The organism is Bradyrhizobium sp. USDA 4506 (genome assembly GCF_054058795.1).
This window is the reverse complement of the sequence record NZ_JBSSBM010000002.1, coordinates 7,032,863-7,048,469: the sequence shown is the minus strand read 5'-3', so window position 1 is coordinate 7,048,469 and position 15,607 is coordinate 7,032,863. Positions and strand designations below refer to the sequence as shown.

Here is a 15,607-nt window from a genome sequence, read left to right as displayed (position 1 = left end):
GCCATAACCACGAATGGTTATTGCTGAACGATAGTGGAACGACGAGTCCCGATCACAACATCTGCTGCGGCGTATGGGTCCCTGTGTCTTGGAAGTCTGTCACGATGTGGGTGGGCGGGAAGCCGTTGGGTCCTTGGCGCTTGACGCCGTGAGCCGGCTCGGTCTCCCGCCCGTTCCATCTATCAACCTGAACAGTTGCACGAGGCTGCGCCAACAGACCTCGCATCACAGGGACAGGCACCGTGACCATAGCTCTTCGTTACGTCGGAATCGACATCTCCAAGAAGCACCTCGATATCTTTGATGAGGCTGACGGCGTGCCGAGGCGCATTGCCAACGCGACACAGGCCATCACACAGCAGGTGGCGCGTTGGCAATGCGATGCGCTGGTGGTCTTCGAGGCGACGGGTATCTATGACCTCGCGCTGCGCGAGGCGCTGCGTCAGGCCGGGATCCAGTTCGCACGGATCAACCCGGCCCGTGCCCGCGACTTTGCACGGGCCAGCGGCCTGCTGGCCAAGACCGATCCGATCGATGCGCGGATGCTGGCGGCCTTTGCGCGGGCCATGCAGCCCGCCCCCGAGCAGGTCGCCGATCCTGCACGGGGCGCCTTGGCGAGGCTTGCAAAACGGCAGGATCAGCTGGTCCTCATGCGCGCCCAGGAGAAGAACCGGCGCAGCGAGGCCGACGATCGCGCAATGGCCGAACGCATTGGCCGCCTCATCGAGGTCCTCGACAGCGAGATCGCCGAGATCGAGGCCGACATCGGCGCCTTGATTAAAGCCGAAGCGGAGATCGCGGACGATGCGAAGTTAATGCGTTCGCTGCCCGGCGTGGGTCCGGTGGCCTGCATGCAGCTCATCGCCCAGATGCCGGAACTCGGGCGGGTCGGACCGAAACAACTCGCAGCGCTCGCAGGCCTTGCTCCCTTCAACGTCGACAGCGGCGCCTTCCGCGGCAAGCGCAAGATTGCGGGCGGCCGAAAGCGCGTTCGTGACGCCCTTTATATGGCGGCCCTCAACGCAGTTCGCAGGGCCGATCCGTTCAAGGCCTTCTATGCACGACTGCGACAGGCCGGAAAACCAGCCAAACTCGCCCTCATCGCCGTCGCAAGGAAGCTGTTGACGGTCCTCAATGCCATGATGCGAGACCGAAAGCCGTACCTGCAGACCAATCCAACATAACAGTTGCCTGCTTTCGCAGGGACGACATCTGTTGTGCGGCAGCACCCGCCACCAAATCAAATCATCGCACACACGGCGGTAAGGCCGGCCGCCCTCAACCGTCACCTCACCCAGCCATCAATTCATCGCCCCGGAGCGAGGCGACGTGCGGCGCTTGTGTTTTGCGGCGGGCGTAGCGGGCGTCGGTGTCGCTTCCTTCGCCCCGCCGATCCTGCGCAACGCGGCGTCGGCGGCGCGCTCGCCGCTGTCCCAGGCGCCGTCGATCGTGCCCCACAGCGTCTCATGCGTGGCCTCGCCCGCGAGATACATGGCGCCGATCGGCTCGGCCAGGATCCTGCGGGAGAATTGTGCGCCGGGTGCAGCGGCCGACATCGCGCCTTGAATGAAGGGCGATGCATTCCAGCGCGTCGCGCCGGTCTTCTTGACGGCGGCGCCGACCTCGCTGCCATAGAGCTTGGTCAGCCATTCCACCGCGAAAGCCGACATCGCCTGCTCGCCTTGCGCCGACAGGTCGCGGCCGAACGAGCCTGCGACGTCGATCGTACACAGCGAGGAGCCCGCGATATTGCCGTAGAGCAGCGCCGTCTTGGTCGAATTGCTCTGCTCGATGATGACGTCATCGCGCGACAGCCCGAGCGGATTGCCGGGGATCTGCAGCGCGATGCGATCGTAGCTGCCGAGGCTGAGCTTGGCGGCGGCATCGAGCGCGCGCTTCGGTAGCTCCGGCGCGAATTTGATGTTGCCGCTTGCAAGCACGTTGCTCGACACCGTGACGATGGCGGCACGCGCGGTGATCTTGCCGGAGGGCGTCTCGACCATGACGTCGCGATTGCTCCACAGGATACGCTGCGCCGGCGTCGACAGCGCCAGCGGCAGTCCCTCACCGAGCTTTGCGATCAGCGCCCCGAGCCCCTGCCGGCAGGCGATCGCGGTGTTGCGATCCTGCGCGCGCACCTTGTCGACGGCGGAAAGATCCTTCAGATCCTTGCCGCAGAAATTGGGCCCGAGCAGGAATTCCGCAGTGCCGGCCCAATCGCCGAGGTCCTTCGGCATCGCAGCGGCGCAGGCGATATCGGCCTTGCGCGCAGCGTCGTCGATCGCGCGATTGGCGCGCACCAGCGCCGCCAAAAACTCCTCGGTCTCGCCGGGACGGGCGTAGCGCCGGCCGATGCGAATCTTCTGCCCCGCAGGCGCCGTGACGATGTCGAGGCCTGCAGAGCGGGCCAGCCGGATCATCGGGTTGGTTTCGGGATTGTGCATCCAGCGCGCGCCGCGGTCGAACGGCACGCCGAATGTCGATGCGTCGGTCTGGCAGCGACCGCCGACTTGGCCGGCCGCCTCCACCACGATCACCTTGCGGTTCGCGGCAACGATCCGTCGCGCCGCGGCGATGCCTGCGGCACCCGCGCCGATCACGACGATGTCGGCCTCGCGCGACGGCTGCGCAGCAAGAGCCCGGCCGCCCAGCGCAGGCACCAGCGCGAAAGCTGCGGACGCCGACAGGAAATCGCGGCGGGTCACTGTCATGACATAGCTTCTGGCATGGTTTCCGGGGACTTGCGGAGAACGGGAACGCTTCGCGAACTGTGCCGCATCTCACCGACCGCAGCAACCATCATGGTAAATCAATCATGATTGATCCGCCGATGGCATGAACTAAATTGCAACAGCTTGCGACCATGATTAAGTGAAACACAAGCGGTCATAGAACCGCTGGGGGAATCCATGGGCGTAATGCTCGATACCGTCGGTAAATGGATCGCGGGGTACCTGCAGAAGGAAGTCCCCGGTTACGAGCCGTTCACGCCGAGCGACCCGGACCATCTGCGGAGCATCATGCAGCCCGGCGACGTGCTGCTGGTCGAAGGCAACAACCGGATTTCCGGCATCATCAAATACCTCACGCAGTCGACCTGGTCGCACGCCGCGCTGTTTGTCGGGCCGATCGACGGCGCGTTCGAGCCTGACGGCGAACAGCATGTGCTGATCGAGGCCAATATCGGCGAAGGCGTGACCTCCGCGCCGCTGTCGAAATATCTCGCTTACCACACCCGCCTCTGCCGTCCGGTCGGCCTGTCGTTCGAGGACCGCACCACGGTGTGCCGCTACGCCATCAACCGCATCGGCTTCGGCTACGACACCAAGAACATCGTCGATCTCGCGCGCTATCTGTTTCCGCTGCCGATCCCGCAGCGCTGGCGTCGCCGCATGATCGCGTTCGGCTCCGGCGATCCGACCAAGATCATCTGCTCGGCGCTGATCGCGCAGGCGTTCGACGCCGTGCGCTATCCGATCCTGCCCAAGATCACGCGCGCCGCCAGCCGCAAGGCGCGCCGCGAGATCCTGCATATCCGCGATTCCTCGCTCTACATGCCGCGCGACTTCGACATCTCGCCCTATTTCGAAGTCGTCAAACCCACCATCGTGCACGGTTTCGACTACACGGCCCTGCACTGGGCCGACAAGCAGAAGCCGCTCCAGGAGGTGGCGGGCGAATTCGGTGTGTTTCCAGAACGTAAGTCGCCGCCGCTTGTTCCTGAAGCGACTGACGAAGAGACGGCGCTTCCGGCTGCGGAAATGACCGCAGAAAATCGCGCGCCGGTGTGACGATCAGAATGTTGCCGCAAGCGTCAGCCGGACGGCAAGCGGCTCGGCAGGATGCACATGGCGGTCGGCGACGCCATCGATCGGCTCGCCCGGCAGCCGCGACAGATAGTAGTATTCGATCTGGTTGGTCTGCGCGTTGAAGAGATTGAGGACGTCGAGCTGCAGCCGCATCCCGTTGTCGAATTTGTAGCCGGCGCGGGCGTTGACGATGAATGACGACAGCGAGCGCACGCTGTCATCCTCGATCAGCGGGCGCGGGCCGAAATAGCGGGCGCGCAGGCTGCCGAACCAGCCGGTCTCGCGGCCGAAGGTGACGCCGCCGCTGGCGACCCGTGCCGCCGCACCCGGAATGAAATTGCCGGCCGGATCGACATCCGTGAAGCGGGCGCGGGTATAGGCGAGGTCGAAATCGAGGCTCACCCACGGCAAGAGCTTGTACTGGTTGGTCCACTCGACGCCGACGCGCCGGCTCGGCCGGCTCGGCTCGGTGGTGCCGGCATCGCCGACGAACAGCAGCTCGGAATCGAAATCGAGCACGAACACGGCGAGCGACGAGGTGAGGCCGTCGATCGCCCTGGTGCGGATGCCGAGCTCGGCGCCCTTCGAGCGCACCAGCAGCGGCACGCGCTCGAGCGGCGTCACCTTGTCATTGGGATCGACGGTGATGGTCGCGCCCCTGATGTCGTTGGAATGCAAGCCGAAGCCGGCATTGCCGTAGAACTCGGTCCTGGACCAGGGGCCGAGCACGATGCCGGCCTTCGGGCTCGTCATCGCCGCCTGGGCGTTGCCGGAATTCTGCGGCGTGTCGCTCAGCACATGGCCGGCGAAATAATCCTCGCGGATGCCGACCGTGGTGCGCAGCCAGTCGGTCCAATGCGCGGTGGTATCGGCCCACAGCGCGACGCTGCCCTCCTGCACCTGGTCGTTGCGCACGGTGGACAGGATCTCGCGCTGCACGGTCTTGAACAGGCCGACATTGATGTCGTCGTAGCGGGTCTGCACGCCGACCCGGGTCTGCGTATCGACGCCGGCGAAACGAAGGTCGAAGGCATGGCTGGCGTCGAGGCCATAGACGGTGCGCCTGTCGGTCTGGCTGAACTGGTCACCGTTGACGGGGTCGTCGAGGAAATAGGTGAAGTTGTTGTCGAGCTGCAGCGACGAACGGATCACATAGGCGTTGAGCTTGCTCTGCCCGTAGTCGCTGGACTGCGCCCAATTGCCGGACAGGCTGAAGCGGCTGGCGGTGCCGCCATCGGTCGGATCGAGCGTGCCATAACGGCCGATCAGGCCCTGGTCGATCGCACGTTGCGCGACCTGGTCGGTCGAGTTCCAGCCATTGGAATAGGCCATCGCGGTCAGCGAGAAACCGTCGGTCGCCGTGCCTTGGCTATAGCGCAGCACGCTGTTGAGCTTGCGAATGTCATCGGGCACGTCCCACGGGCCATTGTATTTGTTGGCCTCGAAGGCTGCGAGCAGCGTGCCGTCGCCGGCCTTGGCCGAGCTGGCTGTCATCGCGCGCTGATAGCCGAAGCTGCCGCCCGTCAGCTCGGCGATGCTCTTCGGCAGTGCGTTCAGATAATTGATGTCGACCGCGCCGGCGGAAGCGAAGTCGCCCTTGTCCGCGTAGTATGGACCCTTGCGGACGTCCATCGACCGGATCAGCTCCGGGATCAGGAAATTGATGTCGGCATAGCCCTGGCCGTGACCATGGGTCGGCATGTTGACCGGCATGCCGTCGACGGTGATGGCGAGGTCAGTGCCGTGATCGAGATTGAAGCCGCGCAGAAAATATTGATTGGCTTTGCCCTCGCCGGAATGCTGGGTGACGATCAGGCCTGGCACCGCCTCCAGAACTTCGCCGACGCGCGAGACCGGCCGCGCATTCACCTCGTCGCCGCTGATCTGCCGCGCGCTGGCGGCGGTCGGTTGCAGATCGGACGCGGACACGGTGGCCGAGCCGCCGGTGATTCCGTCGCTCGCAGCGGTGGGCTGGCTCGGTTGGAGCGCTGCGGGCTTGCGGCCGCCGCCGGCGACACGGCGCGGACGCCGGGACGGTCTGGCGTGCCTAGGTGGCCCCTGGTCCAGCGACGTCACAGTCACCGGCGGCAACTGGCCGGGCACGGTGGCGACCGTCTGCGCTTCGGCGGCCGGCGCAAATGCTGCAATGGACGCGGCGGCGGGAAATATCCGCCATGCAGTACGACGCAACGCCCATGCCCCCGCATGATACCTGTTACAGTCACGCGACGACCGCACCAGTCCAACCAACCTCGGCAAAGCGACGCTAGCAAGCACAGTATGACGTTACAAGAAAAATGTCATACCACCAGGCAATCGAGCCACCACGGATAATCCATGCAACGCATCACCATCACCATCGAGGATGATCTGCTCGCGGAGATCGACGCCGCCGCCGAGGCGCGCGGCTATCAGAACCGCTCCGAGATCATCCGTGATCTCGCACGCGCCGGCCTGCAGCAGAGCACGGAGAACGCGCCGTCAGGGCAATGCGTCGCGGCGCTGGTCTATGTCTACGACCACGCCGCGCGCGACCTGTCAAAGCGGCTGGTGCAGAATTTCCACGGCCATCACGACCTGTCGCTGGCGACGCTGCATGTGCATCTCGACGACGACAGCTGCATGGAGGTGACGGCGCTGAAGGGCGCCAGCAGCGAGGTCCGGCATCTCGCCGATCACATCATCGCCGAGCGCGGTGTGCGTTACGGTCGCGTCGTGATGATCCCGACCGCTCCGGACAAGAAGCCGCGCAAGCGGGGGCACGGGCACGATTGAGAGCGTGTCGTCTCGTAGCCCGGATGGAGCGCAGCGAAATCCGGGAAGCTCCGTCTGCGGGCGAGGCCCCGGATTTCGCTTCGCTCCATCCGGGCTACGCAATGAATACGCTACGCCGCCCTCGCCTTGGTGCCGCGCGGCAGGCCGGCGCGGGCGAGACCGCCATAGAGCGCCTCGTTCGGCATCTCCGATTTCAGGATCGCGCGCACCTCGACCAGGCGATCGAGATCGATGCCGGTCGGAAATCCCTTGCTCTCGCAGAGAAAGACGAGGTCCTCGAACACGACATTGCCGGTGGCGCCCGGCGCAAACGGGCAGCCGCCGAGGCCGCCGAGCGAGCCGTCGAGCACGCGGGCGCCCTCATCGAGCGCGGCGGAAGCATTCGCGATGCCCATGCCGCGGGTGTCGTGCAGATGCACGCAGACCGGCTTCGATCCCGCGATCTTCACCGCGCCCCGCGTCAGCTCGCCGACCTGCTTCGGCCCGGCATAACCCACCGTGTCCGCAATCGCGACCATGTCGACGCCGACCTCGTAGAGCTTCTCGGTGAGGCGCAGCACCTCGTTCGGATCGACGGGACCGACGATCGAGCAGCCCAGTGCCATCGAGATCGCGGCATTGACCAGGGGCTTGTGCGCGCTGGCATCGCGCAGCTCGCAAAGCCGCTTGATGTTCTCGATCGCGGATTCGCGCGAGCGGTTGGCGTTGGCCTGGCTGTGCTCCTCGGTCGCCGATACCACCGAGGCGATCTCGGCAACGCCGGTGGCCAGCGCCTCGTTGACGCCGCGCTCGTTCAGCGCCAGCGCGACGCCGTGCGCCCCGGGCAGCGCGGCGATGGAGGCGACCACGTCGCGGACATCGACGAATTGCGGGAAGGTCTTGGCCGGCAGGAACGAGCCGACCTCGAAATGGCGTACGCCGGCGGCGTATTCATCGCGCACCCAGCGCTCTTTCGCCGCGGTCGACGGGAACGTCTTCACGAGCTGCAGCCCGTCGCGCAGGCCGACCTCGCGCAGGCTCACCTTGTCGGTGGGATAGATATCGTGGACACGGGTCATGTCAGCCTCACGCAGCGTTTCCGGTTGATGAAATCTTCTGTTGTGCGAGCTCGGCGCGCACCGCTTCGGTATCGGCGCCGAGCACCGGCACCTTCAGACCTTCGCCGATATTGCGGCCGTTCCATTCGAGCGGCAGCGCGGGGACGCGGAACGGCTTGCCGTCGGCGTTCACGTTGTTGACCAGCCCGCCGGGACGCAGCACATGCGGATCCCCGAGCAGATCCTCCGGCCGGTTGATCGGCGAGAAGCAGATGTTAAGCGCGTCGAGCCTCGCCGAGAGATCCGCCACGTTCCAATCCTTGACCACCGCGGCAACGCGCGGAATGATCCGGTCGCGCGCCATGATGCGGTCCGTGGTCGAGCGCAGCGTCGGATCGTCGGCGAATTCCGTGAGGCCGAACTCGCGGCAGAAGCTCTGCCAATGACCTTCGGTGACGACGCCGATGAAGATGCGATCGCCGCCGGCGGTATCGAAGATGTCGTAGATCGGCCAGGCATGCTCGCGTTCCGGCATCGAGCGCGGCTTGCGTCGGGTCATCTCGTACTCGACCATGTGCTGGGCGACCAGGAACAGGCAGTTCTCGAACAGGCCGATGCGGATGTCAGCGCCGCTCCTGTCGCCGCCGCGTTTCTGATAGAGCGCGGCGAGGATCGAGATCACACCGAACATGCCGCCCATGATGTCGTTGGCGGAGGAGCCGACGCGCTGCGGCTTGTCGCGCGTGCCGGTCATCGCGGCGAGCCCCGACATCATCTGCACGACCTCGTCGAGCGCCGGCCGATGATCATAGGGACCGGACAGAAAGCCCTTGTGGCCGGCGATGATCAGCTGCGGATATTTTTGGCGAAGCTCCTCGGCGCCGAGCCCCTGCTTGTCGAGCTGGCCGTCGCGAAAATTCTCCAGGAACACGTCGGCGCTGGCAAGCAGCCGGTGCATCGTGTCACGGTCCTCGGGCTTGGCGAAGTCGAGCACCACGCTGCGCTTGCCGCGGTTGAACAACGGAAAGAACGAGACTCCCATGCCGCCGAGCGAACGGGTCTTGTCGCCGGCGGGCGGTTCGACCTTGATCACCTCGGCGCCGAGTTGCGCCAGGATCATGCCGCAGGTCGGCCCCATCACCATGTGGGTCATCTCGACGACCCTCACGCCTTCCAGCGGCAGTCCGTTCCCGGTCATCGGTTTCTCCGTGCTCGTTGCGCTCTTGTTCTGACGCGTTTCTTCACGCGAACCGGTACCGCTTCGCTCGAAAACGCTTTGTGATCGGCGCAGGTTAGGCTTCCGCACGCTATCTGAAAAATATAATCTGTCGAATAGAGTATTCGTGGTTCTAGAACGCTGAACCCTCATGGATTCGCGCCAGCTTCGCTATTTCATCGCGGTTTACGAGCAGCGCAACCTGTCGCGGGCGGCGGATCAGGCCAACGTCGCGCAATCCGCGCTCAGCCACCACATCGCCAATCTGGAAGCTGAATTCGCCACGCCGCTGTTCGAGCGCAAGCCACGCGGCATGGAACCGACCGCGGCGGGCGAGCGGCTCTATGAACATGCCCGCATCATCCTGCGCGCGATGGCGGCGGCCGAGCGCGAGATCAAGGAAGGCGCCAGCGTGATCGCCGGCGATATCTCGATCGGCATGGCCAATTCCGGAATGAAGGCGATCGGCGTGCCGCTGATGCGCACCGTGCTGACGAAATATCCGAACCTGAAGCTGTCGCTGACCGAGAGTCTCTCCGGCGCGACGCTGCTGCATCTGCTGAGCTCCGAGGTCGACCTCGCGCTGGTCTACAATCCGCCGTCGGAAAAGGACCTGATCGCCGAGCCGGTGCTGGAGGAACAGATGTTCTGCGTCGGCACCGAGAAGCTGATCGGCAAGAAGACGCCAATTCCCTTCGAGGAGGTGACGCGGCTGCCGCTGATCCTGTTGCGGTACGGACTATCGGCGCGCGCACTGCTGGATGATCCCGTGCTGCTGAAGCGGCTCGAGGCCAATGCGATCATGCATCTCAACTCGACCAGCGGCATGATCGGCGCGCTGACCGCGGGTTTGGGCTGCACGATCGCGACGACGCATTTCGTCAGTGAGCCGTTAAAGGCACGATTGCTGGTCGCGCGCGAAGTCATCGAACCAAAACTGACCCGCACGCTCTATCTTTGCCGCTTGCGCAATCGCCCGATGACTTACGTCATGGAGGAGATGTGCCGCCTGATCCGCGCCCTGATCGCAGACCAGGTGGGCCGCGGCGCCTGGGAGGCGACGCTTCTGATCTGAAGCGCTTTCAAGCGAAGCGGGCACCGTTCGCGTGAAGCAAGCGCGTCAGAAACAGCGCCATCGAAAATATCGAACGATTCCTTCGATATGTTCGTCTGGATTTCTGGCTTCCGGCTGCCAAACATGCGCGACCGGTACGCCTTCGCAAGAAGGGCGGCCGTTGCACCATTCGGGGAGGACCATCATGAGCGCCGTCGAACTCGGCTCGGTCGCCGATCTTGCCACCACGACAAGCGGACCCGACGAGATTTCGCGACGGCTCGAGGCGCTGCCCACGTCCGGCTACGTCTGGCGGCTGGTGATCCTGCTCTCGCTCGGCGGCTGCTTCGAAATCTACGACCTGTTCTTCACCGGCTATATCGCGCCGGGCCTTGCTCGCAGCGGATTGATGACCACGACGACGCAGGCGTTCTTCGGCTTCTCCGGGATCGGCGCCTTCGTCGCGGCGACCTTCGCCGGCCTGTTCATCGGCACCTTCTGCCTCGGCTTCCTCGCCGATCGCTTCGGGCGCAAGGCGGTCTTCACCTGGTCGCTGCTGTTCTACAGCGCCGCATCGGTGATCATGGCGTGCCAGACCACACCCGGCGGCCTGCTGCTATGGCGCTTCATCGCCGGGATCGGGATCGGCATCGAGGTCATCACCATCGACGCCTACATCACCGAGCTGGTGCCGAGCTGGATGCGCGGCCGGGCGTTTGCGATCAACCAGGCGGTCATGCTTTCGGCGGTGCCGATCGTCGCCGCGCTGTCGTGGTGGCTGGTGCCGCTCTCGCCGCACGGCATCGACGGCTGGCGCTGGGTCGTGCTGATCGGCGCCGCCGCCAGCATGATCATCTGGGTGCTGCGGCTCTACGTTCCGGAAAGCCCGCTCTGGCTGGCCCGCCATGGCCGCGCCGCCGAAGCCGAGACAATCATGCGGACGCTCGAAGCCGCATCGCCGACGGCGGCGCCGCGCCCGATCGCCACGGCGGCGATGGTGCCGGCACGTGCGCCGGCCGAGACCGGCTATGCCGACCTGTTCAGGCCGCCCTACGCCTCGCTCGTCGTGCTGTTCATGATCTTCAATCTCTGCCAGGCATTCGGCGTCTACGGCTTCTCCAACTGGGTTCCGGCGCTCTTGGTGCAGAAGGGCATCAACGTCACCAAGAGCCTGCAATATTCCTTCATCATCGCCTTCGCCTATCCGCTCGCGCCGCTCTTGGCCGCGACCTTCGCCGACCGCTTGGAGCGCAAATGGATCATCTGCGGCGCGGCCGCGGCGATCTCGGTGTTCGGCCTCGCCTTCTCGCAGCTCACCGAGCCGGTGCTGCTGATCGCCAGCGGCGTGCTGGTGACGGGGGCCAACATGACGCTGTCCTACGCCTATCACGCCTACCAGACCGAGGTGTTCCCGACCGCGATCCGGGCGCGCGCCGCGGGCCTCGTCTATTCGATGAGCCGGCTCAGCGCGACCTTCTCCGGCTTCATCGTGGCGTTCATGCTGAAGGAGGCCGGCGTCGGCGGCGTGTTCGGGCTGATCACCGCGGCCATGGTCATCGTGATCATTGCTATCGGTGTCTGGGGGCCGAACGTCCGCGGCAGGCCGCTCGACGCCTAGAGCATTTCGTTCGAAAACGCTCTCACCGCGGCACAAACGGCACTTGCCGAAGCCATATTGGGTGTCTACCTCTCGCGGGTCATTTGTGCAGAGGTAGCCCAGTCATGTTAGCCGCCGCCGTCAAGGCGCTTTCGCAAATCCTGTCGCCGCCGATGCGCTCGATCCTGTGGCGCTCGATCGGGCTTGCGCTGGTGCTGATCACCGTGCTGGCGATCGGATTGCAGCGGCTGCTGAGCTGGTTTGCCGACTATGGAGAGGTCTGGGCCGAAGGCATGCTCGGCCCCAACTTCCATTCCACGCTGCACGTGCTGTCCTGGATCGTCTCGATCTCGGCGGGCCTTGGCGTCGTGCTCGGCGGCATCTTCCTGATGCCCGCGATCACCTCGCTGGTGGCGAGCCTGTTTGTCGACGACGTCGCCGACCATGTCGAGCGCGAGCATTATCCGGCCGACCATCCCGGCGTGGCGCTGCCGGTCACGCTCGCGACGATCGAGGGCGTCAAGACCGCGCTGCTGACGATCCTGGTCTATCTTGTCGCGCTGCCGTTCGTGCTGTTCGCGGGCGCGGGCTTCATCATCTTCTTCCTCGCGACCGCCTGGCTGCTCGGCCGCGAATATTTCGAGCTTGCGGCGATGCGGTTCCGCTCGCCTGATGACGCCAAGGCGATGCGCAAGGAGAACGCGGCGACAGTCTTTACAGCGGGCCTGTTCATCGCTGCCTTCGTCTCGATCCCGATCGTCAACCTGGCGACGCCGCTGTTCGGCATGGCCTTCATGGTGCACATGTACAAGCGGCTGTCGGGCCCGCGGCGCGAGCTGATCGAGCCGGCGCGGCGAACCAACGTGTCCTCGGTCTAGGTGGTATCCGGAAGCTCGGGCAGCGATGCCGGCACCCGATCGCTTGCGAAGGGCACGAGCAGCAGTCCGACGATCGCCACGCAGGCGAGCATCGCCCATGCCTCGTTCGCGGTGAGTGCGAGCGAGGCCCGTTCGACCAACGGCCGGATGAACGCCACCGTTGCATCGTCCGGCAGACCCGGCGGGCGATCGATCAGCAACTTCGGATCGAGCCCGATCGCCTGCGCCGCGGTGACATCCCCCGCCAGCAGGCGCACGCGGAAATCCTCGCCATACATTGGGCTTCGCCCATAGAGGATGGTATCGATCAGAGCGATCCCGATCGCGCCGCCCAGATTGCGCATCAGGTTGAACAGTCCGCTGGCGTCGGCAATTTCCGCCTCCGGCAGCGCGCCCAGCGCAATGCGCGTCGGCGGCAGCAGGCAGAACATGATCGCGACGCCGCGCACGACCTGCGGCCAGAACATCTCGCCAAAATCCGCCGTGCGCGGCTGAATGGCGCTCCAGCCGAGGCCGAGCGCGAACAAGGCGAAGCCCGCACCGGTCAAGCGCCGCGCGCCGACGCGGCTTTCCAGGATCGCCGCAAGCGGCGCGGCGACGAGCTGCGCAACCCCCGTGACCAGCATGATCGTGCCGATCTCGAAGGCGTCATGGCGGCGGACGAAACCGAGGAATACCGGCATCAGATAGGTCGATCCATACAGCCCAATGCCGAGGCAAAAGCTCAGTGCGCAACCGATCGCGAACGGACGCCGCTTGAAGAGCGTCAATTGCGCGATCGGATAGGCCGCGCGGAGCGTGCGCCGGATCAGCAGCGCCAACCCCGCAATGCTTCCGATGAGCAGGCCGAGGCAAGGCATCGAGGCCCAACCGCGTTGCGGCGCTTCCTTCAGACCGATCATGAAGCTTGCGAGCGTCGCTGCGAGCAGGACAAGCGACCATTTATCCAGTCTGGAGAACGCCCGAAGCTGCACGCCTTCCCTCGGAAGCAGCAACGGCGTGACCGCGGCTGCCACCGTTCCCGGAACCAGATTGATCAGGAACAGCCATGGCCACGACCAGGTCTGCGTGATCCAGCCGCCGACGACGGGTCCAACGGTCGGCGCGAGCACCGCGACGACGCCGCCGATCGTGGTGGCCACCGGATGAAGCCGCGCCGGGAACAGCGTGAACACGGCGGAGAACACTGCGGGGATAAGGACGCCGCCGGAAAATCCCTGCAGCACGCGAAACGCCAGCAGCGCGGCAAAACCGCCGCTGAGGGCGCAGCCGACCGAGGCGACAGTGAACAGGCTCACCGCAAGCGCGAACAGCCAACGCAACGACAGCGCGTGCGTGAGCAGGCCGGTCAGCGGGATCGCGATCACCTCCGCGATCAGATAGGCGGTCTGGATCCAGCTCATCGCCGCCGGCGAGATCGCAAGCGCGCGCTGGATCGTCGGCAACGAGGTTGCGACGACCTGGATGTCGAGAATCGCCATGAACATGCCGAAGCACATCAGGAGAAAGCCGGTCCAGGTCGCAGCCGATGGGCCGTCGGTTCGGTGATCCGCCTTGCTCATGGCGTGCTTGTGCGTGGCCATTCGGAAACGGAGAGCGCGCGGTTCTCGATCCGAATCCGGACCGCAAGCACCGCGAGATTGAGGAGGGTAAAGATCAGCGCCAATCGCGGCAGGTGGAGCGCGAGGGGAAGAAGTGCGATTTCACCGACCACGACGGCGTAGTTTGGATGCGGGAAATATCGGTACGGCCCGGATGCGACCAGCGGCGCGCCCGGCAGCACGACGATTCGCGTGGTCCATCGCGGCCCCAGCGCGACGAGGATCCATATCCGCAAGCCTTGCAGCACCAGGAAACCCGCCAGCGCGGCCAGATTGACGTCCTGGTCGCGGCCCCAGATCCACAGCGCGGTCAGCCAGCCGGCGTGAACCAGGACAATGAGCGGGTAGTGATTGGCGCCGACCTCGACCGCGCCTCGTGCGAGAAGCCGCTCGGTGTTGCGACGTGACAGCACGAGCTCGCCGAGACGCTGCAGCGTGACCAGCGAGAGGATGACCGACGCGAAGCTCACGCCGCGTGCCTGAGCGCAACGCAGCTGAGCGTGAAGCCCGGCCCGAGCGCCGTGAGCAGCGAGCGCGGCGGCAATCCCTTGGCGCAGGCTCGTTCGAGAACAAAGAGAACCGTCGGGCCCGACATGTTGCCGCAAGCCGCGATGACGTCGCGTTCGTGATCGAGCGTGCCCTGATCGAGCGCGAGTGCCCGCTCCAGCGCGGCGATGACCTTGGCGCCGCCGGGATGGCAGAGGAAGCGGTCGATGTCATCGGCGGTCAGCTGCATCCGCGCCAGGATTTCGGCGACGGCTGGTCCAACATGGTCGCGGACGAAATCCGGAATGGTTCGCTGAAAGACCACGCCGAATCCTTCCGGATCGACCGTCCAGCCCATGATGTCGAGCGTATCCGGCCACAGCTTTTCGCCCGTCGCCTCGATCCGCGTCGCGCCACCGTCGCCGGCACGCAGCACGATCGCGGCCGCGCCATCGCCGAACAGGCTGGCCGCAACGATATTTGCCTTGGTGAGCTCGTCGTGCCGGACCGCGAGCGTGCAGAGTTCGAGCGCAACCAGCAGCACGTTCGCTCCCGGCCGCGCTTCGGCCAGCCGCGCCGCGATCGACAGGCCCGACACGCCGCCCGCGCAGCCCAGGCCGAACACCGGCACGCGCGACACATCCGTCCGCAGACCGAGCTTGCCGGCGACGCGCGCCTCCAGCGTCGGCGTGGCTATCCCCGTCGAGCACACCGTGACCACGATATCGATGTCCCGGCCGGTCAGGTCGGCGCGCGCAATCGCCTTGCGGGCCACGTCGACGTACAGCGTCTCCGCGCCCTCCAGGAACGCCAGCGTTCGCTCCGGCCAGCCGCGCCGTTCGAGATACCATTCGATCGGCTTGACGCCGTAGCGATGCTGAATGCCGGTGTTGGCGAACAGGCTGGAGAGCGTCTCGAACTCGAGATAGCGGTCGGCGAGGAGATTGCGCGCGGCCTGCAGGACCTGTCCCTGATGGAATAGATGCGGTGGAACCGCCGTCGCCAGGGAAACAAGCGCGGCCGTCTGCTTCATCTCGATCATCGTGGCTCCATTTCCCCCGCTCTTGGAACCGCGCGATGAGCAAAATATTTCAACACGCCTGCGACATAGCGCGAGCGCCGCATTCACTATAAATTGACCCGGCGCCGATATC

At 65.3% G+C, this 15,607-nt stretch carries 13 protein-coding genes; 6 read left to right on the top strand and 7 right to left on the bottom strand.

Going from position 1 to position 15,607, the window contains the following annotated elements; genetic code table 11:
* The first annotated feature begins 242 nt into the window (after positions 1-242).
* On the top strand, positions 243-1,184 hold the full coding sequence (locus ACVIHF_RS35340; protein ID WP_456793336.1) for an IS110 family transposase: 942 nt from the start codon (positions 243-245) through the stop codon (positions 1,182-1,184).
* A 117-nt stretch (positions 1,185-1,301) separates the two neighbouring features.
* Here ACVIHF_RS35340 and ACVIHF_RS35335 read toward each other — a convergent pair whose 3' ends face one another.
* The gene (locus tag ACVIHF_RS35335; RefSeq protein WP_456793335.1) at positions 1,302-2,711 is read right to left on the bottom strand and encodes a flavin monoamine oxidase family protein; all 1,410 of its coding nucleotides are present in this window, start codon (positions 2,709-2,711) and stop codon (positions 1,302-1,304) included.
* A gap of 198 nt (positions 2,712-2,909) precedes the next feature.
* Here ACVIHF_RS35335 and ACVIHF_RS35330 point away from each other — a divergent pair, with 198 nt between their 5' ends.
* Positions 2,910-3,791 carry a YiiX/YebB-like N1pC/P60 family cysteine hydrolase gene (locus tag ACVIHF_RS35330; protein ID WP_225163638.1) on the top strand — a complete coding sequence of 294 codons (882 nt, stop codon included), beginning with the start codon at positions 2,910-2,912 and terminating at the stop codon, positions 3,789-3,791.
* A gap of 3 nt (positions 3,792-3,794) precedes the next feature.
* Here the strand turns inward: ACVIHF_RS35330 and ACVIHF_RS35325 are convergent, their stop codons facing one another.
* Positions 3,795-5,999, bottom strand: a complete 2,205-nt coding sequence (locus ACVIHF_RS35325) for a TonB-dependent receptor (protein ID WP_456793334.1) — start codon at positions 5,997-5,999, stop codon at positions 3,795-3,797.
* A gap of 147 nt (positions 6,000-6,146) precedes the next feature.
* Between ACVIHF_RS35325 and nikR the strand changes: the two genes are divergently transcribed.
* Positions 6,147-6,584, top strand: coding sequence for a nickel-responsive transcriptional regulator NikR (gene nikR / locus ACVIHF_RS35320; protein ID WP_310880927.1), 438 nt, complete (start codon positions 6,147-6,149; stop codon positions 6,582-6,584).
* 110 nt (positions 6,585-6,694) lie between these two features.
* Here the strand turns inward: nikR and ACVIHF_RS35315 are convergent, their stop codons facing one another.
* Together ACVIHF_RS35315 and ACVIHF_RS35310 are read right to left on the bottom strand one after the other, a co-directional pair.
* Complete coding sequence (locus ACVIHF_RS35315) at positions 6,695-7,642, bottom strand: hydroxymethylglutaryl-CoA lyase (protein WP_310880928.1); 948 nt, start codon at positions 7,640-7,642, stop codon at positions 6,695-6,697.
* Between the two features lie 7 nt (positions 7,643-7,649).
* Positions 7,650-8,819 (bottom strand): CaiB/BaiF CoA transferase family protein, encoded by a 1,170-nt coding sequence (locus ACVIHF_RS35310; RefSeq protein ID WP_253605761.1) that lies wholly within the window; start codon positions 8,817-8,819, stop codon positions 7,650-7,652.
* Positions 8,820-8,988: 169 nt separating this feature from the next.
* On the opposite strand from ACVIHF_RS35310, the gene ACVIHF_RS35305 reads away from it, so the two are divergent.
* The 3 genes from ACVIHF_RS35305 (at position 8,989) to ACVIHF_RS35295 (ending at position 12,366) form a co-directional block, all read left to right on the top strand.
* Positions 8,989-9,912 carry a LysR family transcriptional regulator gene (locus ACVIHF_RS35305; RefSeq protein WP_092081141.1) on the top strand — a complete coding sequence of 308 codons (924 nt, stop codon included), beginning with the start codon at positions 8,989-8,991 and terminating at the stop codon, positions 9,910-9,912.
* Positions 9,913-10,096: 184 nt separating this feature from the next.
* On the top strand, positions 10,097-11,509 hold the full coding sequence (locus ACVIHF_RS35300) for an MFS transporter (protein WP_253605760.1): 1,413 nt from the start codon (positions 10,097-10,099) through the stop codon (positions 11,507-11,509).
* A gap of 104 nt (positions 11,510-11,613) precedes the next feature.
* Positions 11,614-12,366: a sulfate transporter family protein gene (locus ACVIHF_RS35295; protein WP_057020368.1), complete on the top strand. Its 753-nt coding sequence runs from the start codon at positions 11,614-11,616 to the stop codon at positions 12,364-12,366.
* Here ACVIHF_RS35295 and ACVIHF_RS35290 read toward each other — a convergent pair.
* From ACVIHF_RS35290 to ACVIHF_RS35280, 3 genes are read right to left on the bottom strand one after another with little or no spacing between them, the layout of a single operon-like run.
* Positions 12,363-13,865 (bottom strand): DHA2 family efflux MFS transporter permease subunit, encoded by a 1,503-nt coding sequence (locus tag ACVIHF_RS35290; protein WP_456794156.1) that lies wholly within the window; start codon positions 13,863-13,865, stop codon positions 12,363-12,365. The two genes, ACVIHF_RS35295 and ACVIHF_RS35290, sit on opposite strands and share 4 nt — an antisense overlap.
* Positions 13,866-13,924: 59 nt before the next feature.
* The gene (locus tag ACVIHF_RS35285) at positions 13,925-14,437 is read right to left on the bottom strand and encodes an isoprenylcysteine carboxyl methyltransferase family protein (protein ID WP_283066211.1); all 513 of its coding nucleotides are present in this window, start codon (positions 14,435-14,437) and stop codon (positions 13,925-13,927) included.
* On the bottom strand, positions 14,434-15,486 hold the full coding sequence (locus tag ACVIHF_RS35280; RefSeq protein ID WP_456794155.1) for a type III polyketide synthase: 1,053 nt from the start codon (positions 15,484-15,486) through the stop codon (positions 14,434-14,436). The genes ACVIHF_RS35285 and ACVIHF_RS35280 overlap by 4 nt, the downstream gene beginning before the upstream one ends.
* Positions 15,487-15,607: the final 121 nt, after the last annotated feature.